At 55.6% G+C, this 22895-nt stretch carries 19 protein-coding genes; 15 read left to right on the top strand and 4 right to left on the bottom strand.

Translation table 11 applies throughout. From position 1 onward, the window contains the following. The first annotated feature begins 17 nt into the window (after window positions 1-17). Entirely contained in the window at window positions 18-1130 is a 1113-nt protein-coding gene (locus tag BUE18_RS07225; RefSeq protein ID WP_073474409.1) for an ABC transporter permease, read from the top strand. A gap of 63 nt (window positions 1131-1193) precedes the next feature. Here the strand turns inward: BUE18_RS07225 and BUE18_RS07220 are convergent, their stop codons facing one another. Then, window positions 1194-1715: an FKBP-type peptidyl-prolyl cis-trans isomerase gene (locus tag BUE18_RS07220; RefSeq protein WP_073474407.1), complete on the bottom strand. Its 522-nt coding sequence runs from the start codon at window positions 1713-1715 to the stop codon at window positions 1194-1196. A gap of 249 nt (window positions 1716-1964) precedes the next feature. On the opposite strand from BUE18_RS07220, the gene BUE18_RS07215 reads away from it, so the two are divergent. Together BUE18_RS07215 and hcp are read left to right on the top strand one after the other, a co-directional pair. Continuing rightward, window positions 1965-2282, top strand: coding sequence for a cupin domain-containing protein (locus BUE18_RS07215; protein ID WP_073474405.1), 318 nt, complete (start codon window positions 1965-1967; stop codon window positions 2280-2282). 218 nt (window positions 2283-2500) lie between these two features. Continuing rightward, a complete protein-coding gene (gene hcp / locus BUE18_RS07210) occupies window positions 2501-4141 on the top strand; it encodes a hydroxylamine reductase (RefSeq protein ID WP_073474403.1) in 1641 nt (546 codons plus the stop codon). Window positions 4142-4247: 106 nt separating this feature from the next. Here the strand turns inward: hcp and tpx are convergent, their stop codons facing one another. From tpx to BUE18_RS07195, 3 genes are all read right to left on the bottom strand, one after another. Further along, complete coding sequence (tpx, locus tag BUE18_RS07205; RefSeq protein WP_073474401.1) at window positions 4248-4748, bottom strand: thiol peroxidase; 501 nt, start codon at window positions 4746-4748, stop codon at window positions 4248-4250. A gap of 148 nt (window positions 4749-4896) precedes the next feature. Next, a complete protein-coding gene (locus tag BUE18_RS07200) occupies window positions 4897-6033 on the bottom strand; it encodes an alpha/beta hydrolase family protein (protein WP_073474399.1) in 1137 nt (378 codons plus the stop codon). A gap of 12 nt (window positions 6034-6045) precedes the next feature. Further along, entirely contained in the window at window positions 6046-6291 is a 246-nt protein-coding gene (locus BUE18_RS07195; RefSeq protein ID WP_073474397.1) for a hypothetical protein, read from the bottom strand. Window positions 6292-6406: 115 nt separating this feature from the next. On the opposite strand from BUE18_RS07195, the gene BUE18_RS07190 reads away from it, so the two are divergent. The 12 genes from BUE18_RS07190 to BUE18_RS07135 all read left to right on the top strand — a co-directional run bounded on the left by BUE18_RS07190 (window position 6407) and on the right by BUE18_RS07135 (window position 22820). Next, window positions 6407-6592: a hypothetical protein gene (locus BUE18_RS07190; RefSeq protein ID WP_073474395.1), complete on the top strand. Its 186-nt coding sequence runs from the start codon at window positions 6407-6409 to the stop codon at window positions 6590-6592. A gap of 81 nt (window positions 6593-6673) precedes the next feature. Further along, window positions 6674-7081 (top strand): DUF2177 family protein, encoded by a 408-nt coding sequence (locus BUE18_RS07185; RefSeq protein ID WP_073474393.1) that lies wholly within the window; start codon window positions 6674-6676, stop codon window positions 7079-7081. Window positions 7082-7685: 604 nt separating this feature from the next. After that, entirely contained in the window at window positions 7686-8669 is a 984-nt protein-coding gene (locus tag BUE18_RS07180) for a peptidylprolyl isomerase (RefSeq protein ID WP_073474391.1), read from the top strand. Window positions 8670-9017: 348 nt separating this feature from the next. After that, window positions 9018-10742, top strand: coding sequence for a long-chain-fatty-acid--CoA ligase (locus BUE18_RS07175; RefSeq protein ID WP_073474390.1), 1725 nt, complete (start codon window positions 9018-9020; stop codon window positions 10740-10742). Window positions 10743-10770: 28 nt separating this feature from the next. Then, a complete protein-coding gene (locus tag BUE18_RS07170; RefSeq protein WP_073474388.1) occupies window positions 10771-11778 on the top strand; it encodes an NAD-dependent epimerase/dehydratase family protein in 1008 nt (335 codons plus the stop codon). Between the two features lie 22 nt (window positions 11779-11800). Then, entirely contained in the window at window positions 11801-12649 is an 849-nt protein-coding gene (locus BUE18_RS07165) for a GNAT family N-acetyltransferase (protein WP_073474386.1), read from the top strand. A gap of 24 nt (window positions 12650-12673) precedes the next feature. Beyond that, complete coding sequence (locus tag BUE18_RS07160) at window positions 12674-13495, top strand: SDR family oxidoreductase (protein ID WP_073474384.1); 822 nt, start codon at window positions 12674-12676, stop codon at window positions 13493-13495. A 32-nt stretch (window positions 13496-13527) separates the two neighbouring features. Next, entirely contained in the window at window positions 13528-14526 is a 999-nt protein-coding gene (locus BUE18_RS07155) for a hypothetical protein (RefSeq protein WP_073474383.1), read from the top strand. 146 nt (window positions 14527-14672) lie between these two features. Further along, window positions 14673-16586: a hybrid sensor histidine kinase/response regulator gene (locus tag BUE18_RS07150; RefSeq protein ID WP_083610831.1), complete on the top strand. Its 1914-nt coding sequence runs from the start codon at window positions 14673-14675 to the stop codon at window positions 16584-16586. A 424-nt stretch (window positions 16587-17010) separates the two neighbouring features. Further along, complete coding sequence (locus BUE18_RS07145; protein ID WP_073474379.1) at window positions 17011-18456, top strand: circularly permuted type 2 ATP-grasp protein; 1446 nt, start codon at window positions 17011-17013, stop codon at window positions 18454-18456. Between the two features lie 18 nt (window positions 18457-18474). Beyond that, window positions 18475-19449 (top strand): alpha-E domain-containing protein, encoded by a 975-nt coding sequence (locus BUE18_RS07140; RefSeq protein WP_073474377.1) that lies wholly within the window; start codon window positions 18475-18477, stop codon window positions 19447-19449. A gap of 56 nt (window positions 19450-19505) precedes the next feature. After that, window positions 19506-22820 carry a transglutaminase family protein gene (locus BUE18_RS07135; protein WP_073474375.1) on the top strand — a complete coding sequence of 1105 codons (3315 nt, stop codon included), beginning with the start codon at window positions 19506-19508 and terminating at the stop codon, window positions 22818-22820. Window positions 22821-22895 lie beyond the last annotated feature (75 nt).

Here is a 22895-nt window from a genome sequence, read left to right as displayed (position 1 = left end):
TAATTGAGGGTCGCGCAATGAAAGAACGCATCAAACAAATGCTGATCAAGGAATTCCTCCAGATGTTCCGCGACAAGCGCATGCGGATGGTCATCATGGTCATGCCCCTGGTTCAATTGACGATTTTGTCCCTGGCTTTGACCACGGACGTGAAGAACATCAAGGTCGCCATTGTGGACAGGGACAATACCGTGGAAAGCCGCACCCTGATTTCCGGGTTTTCCGATTCGGGGTATTTTGATGTGGCCGTGACTTTGCGGGACGACTCCAGGCTGCCCCAAATGCTGGACAAGGGCGAAGTCCTGGCCGCCATTTCCATCCCTTACGGATTCGCCGAAGACTTGAAATCCGGCAAGCAATCTCCGGTGCAGGTTCTTTGCGACGGGATTTACAGCAACGACACGGCCATCATCATGAACTACGCCGGGCAGGTGACGGCCTTGTTCAACAACCGGCATCTGGAAAAGAGCGCGGGGAAAATCGCCGACGCCGTCAACCTGGAAGGCCGGGCCTGGTATAATCCCAACCTGGAAAGCAAGTTCTATTACGTGCCCGGATTGATCGCGGTGATGCTCATCCTGGTGGGGCTGGTGCTCACCAGCATGGCTATCGTGCGGGAGAAGGAGATCGGCACCATCGAGCAGGTGATGGTCACGCCCATCCGCAAGAGCGAGTTCATCATCGGCAAGACCCTGCCTTTTTTGATCACGGGGTACGTGACCATGACCCTGATGTTCATCATCGCCTTTCTGGTCTTCGGCATACGAATTCAGGGGTCTTTGTTGCTGCTTTACGCATGCTCGGGCGTGTACATCACGGGAAATCTGGGACTGGCTTTGTTGGTGAGCGTGACGGCCAGGACCCAGCAGCAGGCCTTGCTGACCGCCTTTTTGATTATTGTGCCCGCGATTCTGCTGAGCGGGTTTATCTTTCCCATTCACAACATGCCGGAAGGCGTGCAGGCGGCGACCATCTTCAACCCCATGCGGTGGTACCTGCAAATCCTCCATAGCATCGCGTTAAAAGGCGTGGGCGCAAAATCCCTGATAAAGCCCATCATCGCCCAGGTGCTGCTGGCTGCGGGCTTTCTGAGCCTGGCCATCATGAAATTCCAAAAGACGATTGATTAAAAAAAAAGAGGCCGGGCGCCCCCAAGGACGTCCGGCCTCTTGATTCATTCAAATTTGCGCTGATTAGGAGCAGCAGGATCCGGGTTCGCCGCAGCCGCCGTCGCCGCAGCCGCCGCTGCTGCATCCGCCGCAGCCTTCCTGGGCCTGGGTGGGAGCGTCGTTGATGCCCACGACCTGAATTTCAAAGGTCAGGGCTTCGCCGGCCAGGGGATGATTCAGGTCGATGACCACTTTTTGCTCGTCTGCTTCAATAACCTTGGCGGGAACGGGCTGTCCGCCAGGGCCCTGCATGGCCACGGTGTCCCCGACTTTGGGGTCCAGGTTGGGCGGGATCTGGGAGCGTTCAAAAGCCCGATGGAGCTCATCGCTCTTTTCGCCGTAGGCTTCTTCCGGCTGCAGGGTGAAGGTTTTGGATTCGTTCAGCTCCATGCCGTCCAGAGCTTTCTCAAACCCGCTAATCAACTGGCCGGCGCCCATCTGCACTTCCAGGGGCAGACGGCCTTTGCTGGAGTCGAAAACCTCTCCGCTGCCGAGGGTTCCTGTGTAGTGCACCAGGACGAACTTGCCATTTTCCACGTTTTGCATGTCATTCTCCTTTTGGTATCCTTTTAGGATGTCGTTCCATAAACTTTATGCATCTTTTCCATAGAGGTCAAGGAAGGACTTGAAATTTTAATAAAAAAATCAGCCTTTCCTGGCAGCGCCCTGTTTTTCCAAAAAAATTTGACTTTTTTGACTTGAGTCAAGGAAGCGCAGGGCCGTTTGCCGTATGATGCCCTCAACCCAGCGGGAAAAGGCCTTCCGCCCTTTTTGACCTATGCAAAGGAGAAGCCAATGAAAAGCATGAACATCTTTGATTCCAACGGTTTTTCGGAAAAGGGAGTTTCAAATTTTCTGGTGCATGACTCCCCCTACTTTAAAATCATCAATTTCAATTTTCAGGCGGGTCAGGTTCTTCCCGTCCATTCTCACGATATTGAGGGGCAGCTATCAATTCTGGTTTTGGAAGGGCAAGGCGCTTTCCTGGGCGCAAACGAAAAGACCCTGCCCGCCCAAAAGGGGGACATGCTTGTTTGCGACATCGCCGCTCCTCACGGCATTCGGGCGGACGCCGACATGCGGGTTTTGGTGACCATAGCTCCGCCCATATGAGCGCGGCTGCATTCGTTCATCGATAACGCCGCGGAATATTCCCCGGTTTATGTAGACAAGAGGGGGCTTATTCTTTAGCCTGGAATCATCGTGTACATAAGGGGAAAATTGCGGCATTTCGCACAATTCACGGACAGGCGGCGCGTTTAGCAGTAAGAGCAAGGACGCTCCGCAATCGTCTTCAACGCCTACTTTTTCATTTACCAAGGAGGATGACCATGTTTTGTTTTCAATGTCAGGAAACCGCAAAAAACCAAGGATGCACCATCAGGGGAGTCTGCGGCAAGCCCGAAGAAACGGCCGACCTCCAGGACCTGCTGATTTATGTTTGCAAGGGCATCTCAGTCTATGGCGAAAAGCTGCAGGAAAAGGGCGTCGTGGATAGAGAGGCGGGCCGCTTCATCTGCCAGGCTCTATTCGTCACCATCACGAATGCGGCCTGGGACGATGAGATCATCATTGATTGGATCAAAAAGGCCCTCAAGGTCCGGGAAGCGGTTGCTGAGAAGGCCGGGGCCTCGGGCGATCTTCCCGACTGCGCAACATGGGCGTCGGAGGATAAAGATGAAATCATGGCCAAGGCCAAATCTGAGGAAGTCCGCCTCACCACGGCCCCGGACGAAGACGCCAAATCCCTGCGGGGGTTTCTGATTTTCGGGTGCAAGGGGATCTCCGCCTACGCCGACCACGCCGCCATTCTCGGCTTTGAAAAGGACGACATCTACGGATTCCTCATGGAAGCCCTGGCTTCCACCACGAAAGAGCTTTCCGTGGACGACATGATCGCCATGGTCATGAAGGCGGGCGAGACGGCGGTCAATACCATGGCCCTGCTCGACGAGGCCAACACCACGGTGTACGGGAATCCTGAAATAACGGAAGTAAACATCGGGGTGCGGGGCAATCCCGGCATTTTGATCTCGGGCCACGATCTCAAGGACATGGAGGAGTTGCTCAAGCAAACCGAGGGGACCGGGGTGGACGTATACACCCATGGGGAAATGCTGCCCGCCAACTATTACCCGGCCTTTAAGAAGTACGATCACTTTGTGGGGAATTACGGCGGTTCATGGTGGCATCAGAACAAGGACTTCGAGTCCTTCAACGGCGCCATCATCCTGACCACAAACTGCCTGATCCCCATCAAAAAGGACAATACTTACCTGGACAGGCTGTTTACGACGAACGTGGTCAGCTATCCGGGCGCAAAACATATTGAGGACAGGCCGGCTGGAGGCGCCAAAGACTTCTCTCCGGCGATCGCCTTGGCGAAAACCTGCCAGCCGCCGGTGGAGATTGAGACCGGCAAGATCGTGGGAGGATTCGCCCATCATCAGGTGCTCGCCCTGGCGGACAAGGTCGTTGACGCCGTAAAATCCGGGGCGATCAAGCGCTTCGTGGTCATGGCCGGTTGCGACGGACGCCACAAAACGCGCTGTTATTTCACCGAGGTGGCGGAAAACCTGCCCAAGGATACGGTGATCCTCACGGCGGGATGCGCCAAGTACCGGTACAACAAACTGGACCTGGGCGACATTGGCGGAATTCCCCGCGTGCTGGACGCCGGGCAGTGCAACGACTCCTACTCCCTGGCGGTCATAGCCCTCAAACTCAAAGAGGTGTTCGGGCTGGACGACATCAACGACCTGCCCATTTCCTACGACATCGCCTGGTATGAACAAAAGGCCGTGGCCGTATTGCTGGCTCTGCTTCACCTGGGGGTGAAAGGCATGCGCCTTGGCCCCACATTGCCCGGGTTTCTCTCCCCCAATGTGGCCAAGGTGATTGTGGAAAAATTCGATTTAAAACCCATCGGGGAGGTCGAAGAAGATATCGCCGCCATGATGGCCGGAAAGTAAAAAGCCCAATCAAAACGGGGGGCCTTGCAGCCCCCCGTTCATTCCGCCGGGCCTGATCGCCCGCACGAAAAAATATTTCTATTTATTCGGTGAAAACGAAGGATTCCTATTTCAAGGCCGCAAGGGCTGCCTCATAATCCGGCTCCTGCCCCGTTTCCGGCGCCAGTTGGGTGTACTTGACCTTGCCCTCCGTATCGATAATCACCACGGACCGTGCAAATAGCCCGGCCAGGGGGCCGTTGGCAATCTTGACGCCGTAGGCGTCGCCGAACCCTCCGGCCCTGAAAGCCGAAACCGGAACCACGTCGTCCAGGCCTTCGGCGCCGCAAAAACGCCCCAGGGCGAAGGGCAGGTCCATGGAAACGCACAGGACCACCGTGTTATCCAGGGAGCTGGCCTCGGCGTTGAACTTTCTGACGCTCATGGCGCACACGCCCGTGTCGATGCTGGGGAATATATTCAAAAGCACATTCTTTCCCTTGAATTCATCCAGGGAAAGATCCGAGAGGTCCACCTTCGTCAGGGTGAAGCCAGGGGCCGCCGTTCCAATGCCCGGGAGTTCGCCGACGGTTTCAAATGGGTTGCCTTGCAATGTAAACTGAGCCATGGTCTTTCTCCTTTCACGTGAGAAAAGCAGTCAGGGGATAAAGATTTTCGCTTTTGTCCAAAACCTACCTGAAAACATAAGAGCGGCCTGGCGTGTGGCAAGGGCCGTATTGATAATTCTTATCAATACGGATGATTTCCGCAATAATTCAGCCTTTTGTTTTTTCCAGCCACTCTTTGATGACGGCAAGCATCAGCCCGGTGTTGCCGATCATGCAATGGTTCTGGGCCTGGTCCTTGCGGGTGAATACCCGCCCTTCCACGGATCGGGCGTTCTTGAGCGCGGCGACCTGCATATGATGCATTTTAAGGGGGATGAAATGGTCTTCGTCGCCGGTTAAAATCAGCACGTCCTGCGTCACCAGCTCCGACTTGAGGTTGTCGGCGTTCATCTTTTGCATTTCGTGAAAGAGATCCACAATGGAATTCTTGCCCGTGATGTACATGAAGTTTTCCACGCCCCATTTTTCCTGGGGCATGAACTTCATCTTCCACCGGCTCGAGACCTCGGTAAGACGGGGATGTTTCATGAACCAATTGGCCAGCGCCTGCAAGGCTTTGGGAGGGATCTGCATATAGTCGTAGGCGATGCTGGAAGCGATCACCTGCTTGATCCGGGGCTCAAAGGCTGCGGCGCGAAAGCAAAACCATCCTCCCATGGAGAAACCCAGGAGCGCGCATTCTTCCAGGCCGAAATGATCCAAAACGGCCTTGACCGGCTTTTCCCAGCGATGATCCAGAAACAGGCCTTTTTCCTTGAGCGCCGCCCCCTGGCCCGGGCCTTCAAACAAAATCACGTCATAACCCCGGTTGCTGAAATACACGGCGCACGAAAGCAATTCCTCCATGTAGGAGTCAAACCCGCCGTGGATGACCATGGCCCCCTTGGATTTATCTCCGGACGCCGGAATGTGCAGCGCGGGAATGGCCGCGCCTTCGTAGGGAATCCAAACGCGCTTTAGGGATTCGTCTTTGAATCGGTCATTGTAAAACATGTCTATGAACATGTCGTAAATGCGCTTTTTGTCCGGGTCCGAGGGATGGACGAAAAAATCGGCGGCCCGGCAATTAAACACGGCGTTCAGCAGCCTTCCCTGCTCCAGGGCGATGTTCATCCGGGCCAGGAGGGCGTCTTTCCAGTCGTCCAGCTTTCTGATTTTTGCGGCCGCGGCCCTCATGTCCTGCAAAGAAGTGTATCCCCAGGAATGCCAACGGTTTAGCTGGAAATCGATAATTTTCACCTTGTGGAGATCATGATACCCTACGGGAAATTGAAAATCTTCCATGGAAAAAACCTTTCACGGCGCAACCTTTGATGACAAAAAAAGGCCCGGATCAACGATATCTTGCCGGCTGCAGGAGCTTTTGATCATTGTGAATAAAACGGTGGAGAAATGGTACTGTATCCCAAACACAAGGTCAAGCATTGGGCGCGCATTGGGCGCGGCGGCAAGACCTTTCTTTTGCTTGGGATTGTTCTCCCGAAAGCAGGCCGCGCCAAGCCGGATGAAGAAGGCATTAATGAAGGCGGTTTTGATTGACATAAGGCAATTTCCTCCGTATTCTGAATAATATACCAATATTAGATCAACACTGCTTTCACGTAAAAGGCCGAAGCATGGTCCGTGCAAACCCTCAAACGATTTACCAGGAGCGGTCATGAATCAGGAAAAAACGCCCAGGGAAACCTATGTCCGGGTAAAGGATAAGGCGGGAAATGAGTTTATCTGCCCCATTGACGCTCTCACCAACGTGGAGGAAGCAACCGAAGAACAATTGGATGAATGCGTGGATAATGGCGTGACAGGCCGATTTGCCGGCAACATTCCGATTCAAAAGTCCTAGGCGAAGGAACACGGGCCTCCTTTTTCTTCCCATCATGGGCTCGAAAAATTTGAAAAATCTTTTAGATCAAGGCGGGAAACTATGGGGATCAAGAATACGCTTGCGGCTTATGCGCTCACCCTTCTGGTATACATGGCGGGGGACATCCTCTGGGTTGGTTTTTTCGCCAAGGGCTATTACCACAGGAGGATGGGGGCTCTGTTCAGCGACCATGTCAATTGGATTGCCGCCTCCCTGTTCTACCTGATCTTTGTCTGCGGCGTGCTGGTTTTCGTGGTTTACCCGGCAATCTCCGGGGATAATTTCAAAGAGGCGCTTTGGAAAGGGATGCTGTTCGGCCTGGTGACCTACGGGACGTTCGACCTGGTTAGCATGGCGCTGTTTAAAGGTTGGCATGCCGATGTGGTGGTAATAGACATGGCCTGGGGGATGGTCATAACAGGGGCGGTTTCGGCGGCGGGTTTTTTTATCGTCAAATGGCTTAACTGACGCCTTGTCTTGCAGAGATCCCCGATCCCTTTTTCAGGGGCGCCGTTTGCTGCGCCCGCGAAAGCGCTGGCCCCCAGCCCGTCGATTTTAATGGCGACTATTCTTTCGCCGTCTTTCCCGAGCGTTCCTGTCGGGAATCCAGCGGTCTTTAAAGCAATAATGACACTGGGTCCCCGCGTTCGCGAGGATGACGGATCTAATCGGCCTGGGCGCCGCCTTAGGTCTGCACTTTCTCCTGCCTGCATTGGGCGCTGTTTGCTGCGCCGCTTGAGGGATGGGCCTCCCAACTTTTGGACGGGGCTTTTTTTGAACAACTATTCAATTTTTAAGCAAATTTTTACTCTTTTTCCCTCCCGCAAAGCCTTAGGCGATATTTCGCCGAATGCAAGCCCTTAGGACAATGTTTTTTCATGCAAAAGCTCCGGGATTGCGTCTATCCAACCACTGTAACAGGACATATAATCAACAGGCCCAGGGATTGGCGGGAAAAATCCGAATTGAAATGAACACGGGTCATATTCGGTTCTTGCGATTTACAAAAGAAAATAGTATACGAGTCAAACCAATGTTTGGAACCTGTTTGCATACGGAGGAATATGCTGGAATGCCTGGGGGGGTCATTAGGTTCGTCTGCATTTTATTTTTATCTGCGTTGCTGTTCTTTTTTCTTTCCCCTGTCCATGGCATGGCCGAACCCGGCAAAGTTTTAGCCAGAGTCAACGGCGTAAACATTTACGGGTGGCAAATAACCCTGGCGGAAAGCCTTTTGTTCGGAAGCCGGAACCCCCATGTGCATACGGAATCTCAAACCCTGAAACAAGAAATCCTGAAAAACGTCATTGATATGGAAGTTCTTTTTCAGGACGCCCAAAAGCGGGGCATCGAGCCGGACAAACGTCTGGTTGACGGGTTTGTGTGGAATTACAAGGCCAGTTTTCCGTCCTTGGCGGAATATCAGAGCGCCCTGAGAGGCATGAACGCCACGGAGCGGGAAATCGCGGCCCTGGCTGGCAGAATCGTGATTATGGGGGCCTGCATCGAGGAGCGGTACGGCGCGTTGCTTACGCCCACCGAAGCCGAGGCCCAAAAGTATTACGACGAAAATCCAAGCGATTTTGTTTTGCCCCGGGCTCTCCGCGTCCGGCATATCCTCATTAAAAAGGACGCTGCAAAGGGCGTTGACGGAAAAACCGCCAAGGCCCGGGCGCAGCAAGTTCTCGCCAGGGCGAAAAAAGGGGGCGAAGCTTTCGCCGCCATAGCCAGAGAGGCCTCGGAAGGGCCGGAGAAGGATCAGGGCGGAGACATGGGGTATGTCTCAGAGGGCGCCCTGAAAAACACGGAGCTCGAACCCCTGGAGAAAATAATTTTAAAACTCCAGCCCGGAGAGATAGGAAACCTGGTGGAGACGGACATCGGGTATCACATTGTGAAGGCCTTGGATGAAAGGCCCGAAAGCATCACGCCATTTGAAACTGTCAAGGAAAGGCTTATAAGCGCCCTGCAAAAAAAGAAGATGGTGGAGGCCTTGAACCAACTCGCCTCGGAGTTAAAGCCAGGGTTTGATATTGAAGTTTTAGCCAATCCTTAGGATCCAATAGGGTTTCAGCCGGCCGCGCCTCCCCCCAGTTGATCGCGGCCGGGTGATGAGCGTCATCTTGGCATCAGCAGCACATAGGTTATAGGAGAGGACTTTAAGCCGGAATTCGCCGAAAAACTGAGAAGGCCCCGCCTGTCGGATTTTTCGGCGTTTTTCGAGTGGAAGGCGTCGCTCCCGGTTTTGTCCAATCGTTGAAATTTTAACCAGGACTATCCCCCCAAACCCCTGGAATCCAATCCTGCCCGGATAGGTCCGGCGGGACGATTTAACCAGTAGGGCCTTGCGTTTTAACGCCGGCTCGGCGTTTTTTCACGTTTGATCAGAGAATGGAGGCAAAGAATGGGCTTTGAAAGGGTTTGGCACAAATCGTATCCCAAGGGAACTCCCAACGAGGTGGAGTTTGAAAAAATCACCATGCCGGAGGTCCTGGACAGGACGGCCCGGGATTATCCCGACAAGGTCGGGTTTATTTATATGGGCAAAAAGATCACCTTCGCCCAGTTGAATTCCATGGTCAACAGGTTCGCCAAAGCGCTCATGGACCTGGGCATTAAAAAAGGCGATAAGGTGGGGATGATCCTGCCGAACATCCCTCAGGTGGTCATCGCCAACCTGGCGACCCAGCGTATAGGCGGGGTGACGGCCATGAACAATCCCCTGTACACGGAAAGGGAGCTGGCCCATCAGTTGAACGATTCGGACGCCAAGGCGGTGGTGACGCTGGACCTGCTCTTGCCCCGGCTGGAGAAGATCAAGGGCAAGACCAAGGTGAAGAACATCATCACCTGCCACATCAACGATTTTCTGCCTTTTCCGGTCAAGCAGCTTTTCCCCTATGTAAAAAAGGACATGTACCGGAAGATTACTCCGGGCCCGAACCTTTACCAGTTCATGGATCTTTTGAAGAAGTACAAGGACGACCCTGTCCCCAATCAATCGGAATGGGACGGCGAAGCGGCCCTGCTTTACACCGGCGGCACCACCGGAGTGAGCAAAGGCGCGGTCATCACCCATTCCAACCTTTCGGCGGTGGCTCAGATATTCAAGGCGTGGTTTCCCGAAATCTCTTATGGGGACGCCGAGCGGCTTATGGGCATTTATCCGATTTTTCATTCCGCGGGATACTCCGTGAGCCAGAACTTCATCATCTATAATGCATGGACCGGCATCATGGTGCCCAGGCCGGAGCCCGGCGTGATCATCGACATGATCAAGAAGTTCAACCCGACCTTTTTGCCGGGAGTGCCCACCATTTTTATGGGCTTGTTGGCCAACGAGGAATTCCGGAAGTTGGATCTTTCGGGCGTCAAGGGATATTTCGGCGGCGCTGCGCCCTTGTCCGAGGCCACTCTCAACGAATTGAAGAAACTCCACGGCGCTGTCATCAACGATGTGTTCGGCGCCACGGAGAACACGGCGTTCGGCACATGCACCCCTTGGAAGGGCAAGGTGAAGCTGGGAACCGTGGGCGTGCCCCTGCCCAACACGGACATCAAAATCGTGGACATGGTGACGGGCGAGAATGAAATGCCCCCCGGCGAGCCCGGAGAGATCTGCATCAAGGGCCCCCAGGTCATGAAGGGCTACTACAACCGGCCCGAGGAAACGGCCAAGGCTCTCAAGGACGGATGGTTTCACATGGGCGACGTGGGCGTCATGGACGAGGAAGGATATCTTTCCATTGTGGATCGCAAAAAGGACATGATCATCGCCAGCGGCTACAATATTTATCCGGCGGAAATCGATGAAATCCTGCTTTTGCACCCCGAAATCGCCGAGGCCTGCACCATAGGCATTCCCGACGAGTACCGGGGCGAGACGGTCAAGGCCTGGGTGGTTTGCAATCCCGGCGTGGAATTGTCCGAGGAGCAGGTCATGAGCTATTGCAAGGAGAAGCTGGCCGCCTACAAGGTTCCCAAGTCCGTCAAGTTTGTGGACGAACTGCCCAAAAGCGCCATCGGCAAGCTCATGCGGCGCGAAGTGCGGCGCATGGAACTGGAGGGCGCCAACGTAGTGATGCCGGAGGCGCCCGAAGCGGCCAGGCCGGATGCGGAATCCGCCTGATCCAGGCATGGGGGGCTTAGGGGGTTGCATGAAAAAAGCGCTCATAACCGGGGCGACGGGCTTTATCGGCGGCGCTCTGCTTAAGGAAAACCTTGCCCGGGGAAACGAAGTCCGGGCTTTCCACTTGCCCGGCGACCCGGAGATCGGGATTTTGGATCAGCCGGGCGTGGAGAAGTTCGCCGGAGACATTACGGACCTGGATTCGGTGGTGCAGGCGGCCAAAGGCGTGGACGTGATTTTTCACTGCGCGGCCATCGTCTCGGACTGGGCGCCGGAAAGCCTGTTCCAAAAAGTGATGGTCGGGGGGGCGGAAAACGTGTGCAAGGCGGCCTTGGAAGCAGGGGTCAGCCGCCTTGTGGACATCTCCACCAACGACGTATTCGGAACGAGCGAAGAAGCCGTCATGGATGAAGCCTTTGCTTTAACCCCCTGGGGAGAGCCTTATCCGGATTATAAAATCAAGGCCGAGGAATTGGTCTGGAAGCATCATAAAGAACATGGACTGCCTGCAACCATGGTTTATCCGTGCTGGGTATACGGGGAGGGGGACAAGACCTTCGTCCCCCTCCTGGCGGACGCCATTATAAACAGGGAAATGCTGTTTTGGAGAAAGGACGCCCTGGTCTGGCCCACGTACATTGAAAACCTGACGGACCTTTTGATGCTCATTGCCGAGGATGAAAGGGCTGTTGGAAACGGGTATCTGGTCCATGACGGAGAGTCCGACACCCTGCAGAATTTCAGCAAGAAAATCGCCCTGGCCCTGAACGTGAAGCCGCCGGCCCTGCGCATCCCCTACCCCGCCGCTTACGGGGCGGCGGTTGTCATGGAAAGGGTCTGGAAACTTCTTAAAAAAACGGATCGTCCCCTTTTGACAACCTACACGGTGAAGAATTTAGGCTCCCGTTTGCGTTTTTCCATAGAAAAAGCCAAACAGGATTTGGGCTGGACGCCCAAGATCAGTTATAATGAGGGATTCGAGAAGACCATGGCCTGGTTGAAGACCCTGGATCTCGAATCCCTCAAACAAAAATGATCACAAGCCGAAAGGATGAGCCATGACCAATCCCCCCGAATCGTACGAAGTGCGGCCCATGACCAGGGAAGAACTTGACGCGGCTGTCCGCTGGGCGAAAAAGGAAGGCTGGAACCCAGGCGTGCACGACGCGGAATGCTTTTTCAAGACGGATCCTGCGGGGTATTTTGCGGGCCTGGTGGACGGAGAAATGGTCGCCAGCATTTCCGCCGTTTCCTACGGGGAGGATTTCGGATTCATCGGCTTTTACATCGTCAAGCCCGAGTATCGCGGACAAGGCTGCGGCATCAGGGTCTGGAACGCGGCCATGGAGCGCCTGGGAGGCCGGAACATCGGCCTGGACGGAGTGCTTGCGGAAGAAAAGACCTACGAAAAGTCGGGTTTTAAAACAGCCTATCACAACATCCGGTTCGAGGGCGTGGGAGGCAGTTTCAGGCCGGGCTCCGTGGAGCCGTTGGGCGTCTTTTCGTTTGACGAAATTCTGGAATACGACTCCCAATTTTTTCCCGTGCGCAGGGAGGGCTTTTTAAAGGCATGGCTCGCCATGCCCAACATCTTCGCCTATGGGCTCAGAAGCAACCATGCCCTGGCGGGATACGGGGTGGTCAGGTCATGCTCCTCCGGCTTTAAGATCGGGCCGCTTTTTGCCAACGACGCCAACACCGCCGAGGAAATCTTTCGCGCCCTGGTTGCGCACACGCCCAACGGGCCGATTTTCCTGGACGTCCCGGACGTCAATCAGGAAGCCATGAATCTCGCCAAACGGCACCGGATGGCGCCGTCCTTCGAAACCGTGCGCATGTACACCCAAAATGCGCCGGACATCAAACTTTCAGGAGTTTTTGGAGTGACATCCTTTGAACTTGGCTGATCAGGCCGGAAAGGAGCGCCAGGCATGGAGGGGCTGGCCAATAAACGGGTTTTCATCACCGGAGGTTCCAGCGGAATCGGATTGTGCACGGCGGAATCACTGGCCAGGGAGGGCGCCAGCGTCTGCCTGTTCGCCCGCAATGCGGATAAGCTGAAGGACGCGGCCGGGCGCGTGGGATCGCTTTGCCGGGACGGCGGCATAGCGGCCTTTTACTCCGTGGACGTTTCGGACAACGCCCAGGTGCGGGAAGTCATGGACAAGGCGGCGGTGGAGTTTGGAGTCCCGGACATATTGATCAACTGCGCGGGCCGGGCAAAGCCCAGGGTTTTCGAGGAAGTGTCCTACGAGCAGTTTGACGAAACCATGAAAATCAACCTCTACGGCGCCCGAAATGTAATAGCCGCCGTCCTGCCCTACATGCGGGGACGCGGCGGGCACATCGTCAACGTGTCCTCCGTGGCCGGGCTCATAGGCGTATTCGGCTACACGGACTATTGTGCGTCCAAATTCGGGATTATCGGTTTTTCCGAGGCGCTTCGCAGCGAACTGGACGGCCAGGGCATAGGCGTTTCGGTTTTGTGCCCCCCGGATACGGACACCCCGGGGCTTGCGGAGGAAAACCTCACCAAGCCGCTGGAGACCCTGGCCATCTCGGAAAGCGCCTGCGTGCTGCCGGCCGACAAGGTGGCCCAGGCCTTGATTAACGGCGTCAAAAAGAAAAAGTTCCTGATCATACCGGGTTCGGACGGAAAAATGTCCTGGCTGGCCAAGCGCCTGGCGCCGGGGCTTGTGGACTGGATTATGAAAAGGGCGATCAAAAAGGCCCGGAAAGGAAAACAGCCTTGACGCGCCCAACGTGTAAGATCAAAGCTGCGGCAATGCGGACCTTTCCCTTACGCATTCTGTCCGCCTTTTTTTGCCTGACCGCCGTCCTTTTATGCCAGGCGTGCTCCCACCATGTTCCCATAAAGCCCGAAACGCCTTTCACCTGCTACCAGGCGGCGGCGCAAAATGGCGACGTTCAGGAACGCTTCGCCCCCGTGTTCCAGGCCTGGGGCGCGGACAAAGCCCATAACAGGATCGGCCGGCCCAAGGCCTTTTTGGACGCAAACAAAAAGCCGCAGGTCTATACGGATTCGGGGGAGCCGGCTTTTTTCGTCCGGCAAACCCAATTTTCCACATCCAAGGGCGACTACACCAACCTGGTTTACCGGATTCATTTTTCTAAAATTCCCTATTCCCTGATTCCGTTCACTCTCACGGCCGGGAAAAACCCAGGGCTGCTGGCCGTGGTCACCCTGGATAAAGAGGAGCGCCCGGTTCTCGTCACTACAGTGCATACCTGCGGCTGCTACCTTTCCATCATCCCGACAACCCATCTGCCGAAGGAATGCCTGCCTGAGGGCTGGGAAGACGCGCCGCAAAAGGTGTATGGAGAAACCCATCCGGCCATGCTGGATTACTCGCCCGACCAGGGCCAGCGGCTGTTGATTGAGTTGCGGCCCGAAATTCATCGGGTTATGAACGTCCGCGCGGTTAACGAGCGGGAATTGGATGCGTGCAGAAAACAGCTGGAGCAAGCCCCCCTGCTTGCAGCCGGCGGCTTGCGGGAGCTGGAGATTGCGGGGGGAGGAAGCGTGAGTTTTTTCCATGAAGCCGGGATGAGGAAGGGCTTTGTAAAAAACTCCGTCAAGCCATGGGAAAGCCTGCTCATGAGCTGGATGGCTTTGGACTTGTTTGTGGGTTCTGACAAGGCGTATTCGGACTCCCTGGTTGAGGACAATCCTTTTTACACGAGCTTAAAGCCATGGAACCGGCAAAAGTCCAACATGCTGCGGTTTGCGGACTTTCTCAGGTTTTGGGGCTATGATTTATAACACGGGCAAGCCTTCTGATTTACTTTCATTATTTTCACGGCCGGCTGATCAGGGAATTGACATCAAGGCCCAACCTTGTTTAGTCTTGCCCGGGATATTTTATACTGTGACAACATGGCATTAGGGAATCGGGGAGACAGAAGCAAATGCGCTTAAGCCGTCTTAAAGGCATATCAGAGATGCAGCTGGCGCCCCTAAGCCTAAAATTTACAGGCGACCACGCCCACCTGGAAGAGCCTTTTCAAAACTACTACAACAAGTCCACATTGCGTCAGGCCCGGGTGGCGGGTTTGCTTTCCATGGTTTTTTACGCCCTGTTTGGAATCATGGACGTTTATTGGGCGCCTGAGCACAAAGAAATCCTTTGGATGATCCGGTATGGATGCGTCTCTCCCATTTTTGTAATCTGCCTGGCTGTCGTGTATTCCAAAAAGTTCAACCCCAAATACCTCCAGGGGCTGATTTCGGCCCTGATCATCCTGGCGGGAGTCAGCATCATAGCCATGATGGCGGTCGTGGCCCCAAAAATGTTTTCGGCCGGGCTGGTCGTGGTGCTTTTCATTAATTTTACGGCCATAGGCGCGCGATTCACCTGGGCCACCTTTTCCGCCTTTGTCATAACCGTCGTATACAACTTAGCGGCCTTTTTCATCCTCCACCCGCCTGTGGAGCGGATAGTCGCCATCAATGTCATCACCGCCAGCCTCATGGGCATAGGTTTTTTCGCCTGCTACTCTCTGGAGTACAAAGAAAGAGCCAGTTTTTTCCTCTCCTACCTCTTGAAGGAGGAGCAAAGAAAGGTTCTTTCCATAAACGCCGGGCTGGAAAAACGCATTGAAGAGCGCACCGCGGAATTGGAGAAAAGCAACCTGAACCTGACCCTGGAAATGGAGGAGCACCGGCTTTCGGAGAAAAAACGCGCCCGCCTGGAACTGGAGCTGCGCCACGCCCAGTATATGAAAGCCATCGGCACCCTGGCCGGCGGCGTGGCCCATGACTTCAACAACCTGCTCATGGGCATCCAAAGCAGAGCGTCTTTGATCCTGATTACCAGCGATCCCGGGCATAAGCATTACGAGCACGCCAGAGGCATAGAAAAACTTGTCAAAAGCGCCTCGGACCTGACGCGCCAATTGCTGAATCTGGCCAGGGGCGGCAAACGGCAGGCCCAGCCCAGCAACCTGAATCAGCTTATCCTCAAGACCGCCCACATGTTCGGAAGAACCAAAAAGGAAGTCAGCATACATACCAATCTTCTGGACAACCTGTGGGTCGTCGACGTCAACCGCACCCAATTCGAACAGGTTTTGCTCAATTTGCTTTTAAACGCCTGGCAGGCCATGCCCCAAGGCGGAAACATCTTTATCCAGACGGAAAACAGATCCCTCATCGCCCCGGAATCCACGCCGGGAAATCTGCCGCCCGGGGATTACGTCACCGTCAGCGTGGCGGATACGGGCATAGGCATGGATCAGGAAACGCTCAAGCGGATTTTCGACCCCTTTTTCACCACCAAGGAAATGGGCCGGGGCAGCGGCCTGGGCCTGGCCTCGGCTTACGGCATCGTGGACAACCACGGCGGGGCCATCCAAGCGACCAGCCAAAAGGGAAAAGGCTCCCGGTTTGAAATCTTTCTGCCCCGCAGCGGCAATGAGATCCCCCAGGAGGAAGAGCAGGAGCCGGCGATTGTCAATGGCTCCGGCCTGATTCTGATCATCGACGACGAATACCCGGCGCTCCACGCTTGCCGGGAGCTTCTGGAAAGCCTGGGCTACACGGTCATAGGCTCCCAGAATCCCTTGAAAGGCATAAGAATCTACCAGGAAAAACAGGACGAAATCCAAATGGTGGTGCTGGACATCATCATGCCGGAGATGTCCGGCGTGGAGGTGTTCGGCAAACTGCGGGAAATCAATCCCCAAGTGAAAATCCTGATTTCATCGGGCTACAGCATGGACGGAAGCGTGGCCGAACTCATGGAAAGAGGCTGCAACGGCTTCGTCCAGAAGCCATACAATATCCAGATCATCTCCCAAAAAATACACGATATCCTTGAATAACGGCTTTTCAATTTCTTTCGGTTGGCAGGAAGCCTTTGGATTTGGTACTCTTTCGGTACTGATTCCCATAGGCTCCGGCGGCCTTTCCCAATGCACTCCGGCCCGCTGATCCCGCTTCCTTTCCAACGCCTGTTGAAGCCGGCCGGAAAAAACGCCTCGAACGATTATTTTTCTTTGCTTTTTGTTCTTTTTTGAGTAGGGAGCTGCGCTTTCTTATAGGGGATTCAAGGGAGGCGGCTTATAACAAAATTGTCGCATAATAAATTTATAGATTCAAAATTGTATTTTTACATCAATCGTCTCGCTGAATTTACAGGGAATTTCCCTGGCACGAAATATGCTCAACTCGTTTCAGGCCCAAATAAGGCCGGTCCGGAAATAAACCGGACTATTAACCGGCAGGATTGCAAGGAGTGCTTTACCCATGGATTTTTCGGATTACCGAACGGAAGACTATTACGACGAACTGTTTCAGGCCAACGGCGCCCCCAGGTCGTGCTCCCGGCTTTTGATCGAAAAAATAGAGTCGCTGCCGGATGGGGACCTGATGCAGAAGCAAAAAGCCGCCGAAGCCATGCTGCTCCAAATGGGGATTACCTTTAATGTGTACGGGAGCGACGAGGGGGCGGAGAAAATCTTTCCCTTTGATGTAATCCCGCGCGTGGTGGCCGGAGACGACTGGGAAAAGACGGAAGCGGGCTTGAAGCAGCGCATCCGGTCTCTGAACGCATTCATAGACGATATTTATCACGGCAAAAAAATCCTGAAGGACAAGGTGATCCCCGAGGAAATCATCCTTTCCAGCAAGACATACCGGAAGGAGTGCGAAGGGTTGAATCCGCCCAAGGGGATCTGGTGCCACGTGACCGGCACGGACCTGGTCCGGGACAAGGACGGCCAGTTTTACGTGTTGGAGGACAACCTCCGGTGCCCGTCCGGGGTATCTTACGTTCTGGAAAACCGGCAGGTGCTCAAGCGCACCTTTCCCCAGGTTTTCGCCGCATCCAATGTCCGGGCGGTGGACGAGTATCCCAACCGGCTGTTTGAAATGCTGGAGTACCTGGCGCCCAGGTCTACGGAGGCCCCGGTCGTCTGCGTATTGACTCCCGGCATTTACAACTCGGCCTATTTCGAGCACTCGTTTTTGGCTCAGCAAATGGGCGTGGAGCTGGTGGAAGGCCAGGACCTGGTGGTGTTCGACGGGTTCGTGCATATGCGCACGACCAAGGGATTCAAGAAGGTGGACGTGTTGTACCGCCGTATTGACGACGATTTCATCGATCCCAAGGCGTTCAGGCCGGACTCGGTGCTGGGCATTCCCGGGATCATGGAGGTGTATAAGGCGGGCCGCATCGCCATGGCCAATGCGCCGGGCACGGGAATCGCGGACGACAAGGTGATTTACGCCTACGTCCCTAAAATCATCAAGTATTACTCGGGCGAGGATCCCATCCTGCCCAACGTACCCACTTATATCTGCTGGAACGACAAGGACCGGAGCTATGTGCTGGACAATCTGGACAAGCTGGTGGTCAAGGCGGCCAACGAGTCCGGCGGGTACGGCATGCTCATCGGCCCCCACGCCAGCCAAAAGGAGCGGGAAGAGTTTGCGGAGCTTATCAAAAAAAGCCCCCGCAACTACATGGCCCAGCCCACGGTCATGCTGTCCCGGGCGCCCACCATTGTTGGCGGCGGGTTTGAGGGGCGGCACGTGGATTTGAGGCCGTACATACTGTATAGCGACAGCATATACGTTCTCCCCGGAGGCCTGACCAGGGTTGCCCTGAAAAAAGGCTCCTTGGTGGTTAACTCGTCCCAGGGAGGCGGCAGCAAGGATACATGGGTGATCGACTCCAGGAGTTGCGCCTAAGGAAAGGAAGCGGGAAAAATGTTAAGCAGGGTTGCAAATTCCGGATACTGGATGTGCCGATATGTGGAAAGAGCGGAAAACGTGGCGCGATTTCTGGGGGTGAACCTCAACTTGCTCCTGGACATGCCGTCGGAGGCGGGCCGGCAATGGGAGCCCATGATCCAGGTGACGGGCGATCACGAAGAGTTTCAAAAGCGATACGGGGAGTACACTCAGGAAAACGTGATCCAGTTTTTGACCTTTGACCGGGACTATCCCAACTCCATCATCTCGTGCCTGTACGCAGCCAGGGAGAACGCCCGCTCCATAAGGGAGATCATATCCTCGGAAATGTGGGAGCAGTTGAACACCTTCTACCTGGATTTGAAGCACAGCGAGCAAACCTCGCTGGCCTTCCGGGACCCCAACAAGTTCCTCTCCATCATCAAAATGCGCGGGCATATGTTTTCGGGCCTCATGTACTCCACCATGTCCCACGGCGAGGCTTGGCATTTCAACCGCATGGGCCTGTTGCTGGAGCGGGCCGACAAAACCTCGCGCATTCTGGACGTGAAATATTTTATGCTTCTGCCGCGCCCCGAAGAGGTGGGAGCGCCCTTTGACAACATCCAGTGGGCGGCGGTCCTCAAGTCGGCCAGCGCCCTGGAAATGTACCGGAAGCGCTTTCACCGCATCGCACCCAAGCAGGTGATCGAATTTTTGCTTTTTGACGAGCAGTTTCCCCGCTCCATTCGCCATTGCCTCACCAAGGCGGAGGAGTCCATGCACTGGATCACCGGCACGCCCATGGGAAGGTTTTCCACGCCGGCGGAAAAGGCGCTGGGACGCCTGAAAGCCGACTTCGACTACACGGAATCCGACGAGGTGGTCGCCCAGGGAGTGCACGAATTTCTGGACAATCTGCAGACCCGTTTGAACAAGGTGGATGAAGCCGTCAACTGCACCTTTTTCAAGCTCAGGCCGCCTCAAAAGGAACAGACGCAGTCCCAGTAGCCCGCGCAGGCCTTTAACCGTAAACTGTTTTCCATTTCGCCCGGGAGCAACCATACATGGGGATTCATGTAGCGCTTCACCATAAAACCTCGTACCTCTACGACAGGGCCGTCATGCTGTCGCCGCACATTGTGCGCCTTCGCCCGGCGCCCCACTGCCGGACCACGATTTTAAGCTATTCCCAAACCATTACGCCGGAAGAGCATTTTATCAACTGGCAGCAGGACCCGTTCAGCAACTATCTGGCCAGGCTGGTGTTTCCGGAAAAGACGCGGGAATTCCATGTGGAAATCGATTTGACGGCGGACATGACCGTCATCAATCCCTTTGATTTTTTCCTGGACCCTTATGCGGAGCATTTTCCGTTCAAGTACGAGGAATCCCTCAAAGAGGATTTAAGGCCCTATTTGAGGGTTTCCGAGCCCCATCCCCTGGTCAAGGAATACCTGAAAGGCATTGACCGCGGCAAATGCCGGATTGTGGATTTTCTGGTGGCCATCAACCAGGCCCTGCAAAAGGAGGTCGGGTACCTCATCCGCATGGAGCCCAACGTCCAAAGCCCGGAGCGAACCTTAAAGCTGAAAAGCGGCTCCTGCCGGGATTCGGCCTGGCTGCTGGTGCATATTTTGCGGCATTTGGGACTGGCTGCGCGATTCGTCTCGGGCTACCTCATTCAGTTGGCGCCGGACGTCAAAGCCCTGGACGGCCCTTCGGGCCCGGAAAGCGATTTCACCGACCTCCACGCCTGGACCGAGGTGTACATCCCCGGCGCCGGCTGGATCGGCCTGGATCCCACGTCAGGGCTTTTGGCCGGGGAGGGCCACATCCCCCTGGCCTGCTCGCCCGAGCCCCAGAGCGCCTCGCCCATCACCGGCGCTTTGGATGAATGCGAGGTGGATTTCAGTCACGCCATGAAGGTCGCCAGGATTTTCGAAGCTCCCAGGTCCACCCGGCCCTATCCCGAGGAAGTCTGGAAGCAGATCCATGATCTGGGCTTTAAAGTGGACGAGGAATTGAACGCCAATGACGTGCGTCTGACCATGGGCGGCGAGCCCACCTTCGTCTCCATCGACGACATGGAAGGGGCGGAATGGAACACGGACGCCGTGGGGCCGGCCAAACGGGCTTTGGCGGCCAACCTGATCAAGAGGCTCAAGAAAAAATGGGCGCCCGGCGGGCTTTTGCATTACGGCCAGGGCAAGTGGTATCCGGGGGAATCCCTGCCCCGATGGGCCTTTAGCTGCTTCTGGCGAAAGGACGGCAAGCCCATCTGGCTGGACGACGCTCTGGTCGCCGACGAGGAAAAGGATTACGGATTCGGCGCGGAGCAGGCGCAAACGTTTATTATGTCCCTGGCCGAAGAACTTGGCCTGGATCCGCAATACATCCAGCCCGCCTATGAAGACGTGTTTTATTTTTTATGGAAGGAGCAGCGCCTTCCGGTTAACGTCACCCCGGAAAAATCCAAGCTGAAAGACCCGGAAGAGCGCACCCGCATGACCCGGGTGTTTGAACAGGGCCTGGGAGAGGTTACGGGCTACGTCCTGCCCATCAAGCACGGATCGTGGAAAACCGGCCCCTGGCCTTTCCGGGGGGAGCGCATGTTCCTCATCCCCGGCGACTCGCCCGCGGGCTTGCGCTTGCCCTTGGAGTCCCTGCCCTGGCTGCCGCCCGGGCGGTATCCCCATGTCACACCCGCCGATCCCATGGCGCCCCGCGGCCCCATGCCCGGCTTTCACGACGGCCAGATGGCCGTGCCGGGAGCGCAGGAGGACGGCGCCCGGCAGGAGGAAAGCCCCCAGCCCCGCAAGCCGGGGAAGGAAAGCCCGCCTTCCGGGGATGCTTTGGCCGAGGACGTCAGGACCGCCCTTTGCGTGCAGCATCGCGAGGGGAGGCTGTACGTGTTCATGCCTCCCCTGGAGGAGGCGGAGCATTATTTCGAACTGACGGCCGCCATTGAGGCGGTCTGCAAAAAGACCGGCATGCCCGTGATCATCGAGGGGTATCCGCCGCCTTACGATCCCCGGGTGAACGTGCTGAAGATCACCCCGGATCCGGGAGTCATCGAGGCCAACATCCATCCGGCCTCCTCGTGGGAGGAGATGGTCAGCGTCACTACCGAGCTATACGAAGAAGCCCGGCTTTGCCGGCTGGGCTCGCAAAAATTCCTTTTGGACGGACGCAACACCGGCACGGGCGGCGGCAACCATGTAGTGCTCGGCGGGGCGACGCCCCAGGACAGCCCGTTCCTGCGCCGGCCGGACCTTGTCAGGAGCATCGTATCCTATTTCAACAATCATCCGTCCTTATCCTATTTGTTTTCCGGGCTGTTTTTAGGCCCCACCAGCCAACGGCCCCGGATCGACGAAGCCCGCCACGACAGTTTGTTCGAGCTGGAAATCGCCTTCCGGGAACTGGACCGGCAAATGGAGATTTACGGGCAATGCCCGCCCTGGCTCACGGACCGGCTGTTCCGGAATATTTTGGTGGACGTGACCGGGAACACGCATCGGACGGAATTTTGCATCGACAAATTGTACTCGCCGGACTCCTCGTCGGGCAGGCTGGGGCTGCTGGAAATCCGGGCCTTTGAAATGCCCCCCCATGCGCGAATGAGCCTGGCCCAGCAGTTGCTGTTGCGCACCCTTATCTCCTGGTTTTGGAAAAAGCCTTACCGGGCGTCTCTGGCGCGTTGGGGAACCCGGCTCATGGACCAGTTCTCCCTGCCCCATTTTGTGGAGCAGGACCTGAACGACGTGCTGGAGGAGTTAAACGACAACGGCTACGCCTTCAAAAAAGAATTCTTCCATCCCCATTTCGAATACCGTTTTCCGGCCTTCGGGTCCGTGCAATTCAAAAACCTCACCCTGGAAATCAGACAGGCCATTGAGCCGTGGCACGTCCTGGGGGAAGAGCCCGGGGGCGGCGGGACGGTGCGATTTGTGGATTCCTCCCTGGAACGGGTCCAGGTGAAGCTCAGCGGCGGGGAAGACTCCCGGTACATGGTCACCTGCAACCAAAGGCGCGTCCCCCTGACGGCAACGGGCGAACAGGGAACCTATGTCGCCGGAGTGCGCTACCGGGCCTGGCAGCCGCCCAACTGCCTCCACCCGACCATTGGCGTGCATGCGCCCCTGACATTCGACGTCATCGATGTATGGAACATGCGGCCCGTGGCGGGTTGCTCCTACCACGTGGGCCATCCGGGGGGAAGGAACTACGAAAGGTTCCCGGTGAACGAAAACGAGGCCGAAGGCAGGCGCATTTCCCGATTCATTCCCTTTGCCCATTCCCCTGGAAAACTGGGGGTTTTGCCGGAATTAAAAACAAATAAGGAGTTTCCATACACCCTGGATTTGCGTATGCCTTAAATCCGATTTTTGATTTCGGAGTATTGTGGTAAGGGAGGAAAGGGTTCACCTGACCCTAATTTTTTTACCAATCGC

The sequence above is a fragment of the Desulfatibacillum alkenivorans DSM 16219 genome (genome assembly GCF_900142135.1).
GTDB lineage: Bacteria > Desulfobacterota > Desulfobacteria > Desulfobacterales > Desulfatibacillaceae > Desulfatibacillum > Desulfatibacillum alkenivorans.
The sequence above is the reverse complement of the archived record's forward strand: the minus strand, read 5'-3'. Positions and strand labels throughout refer to the sequence as shown.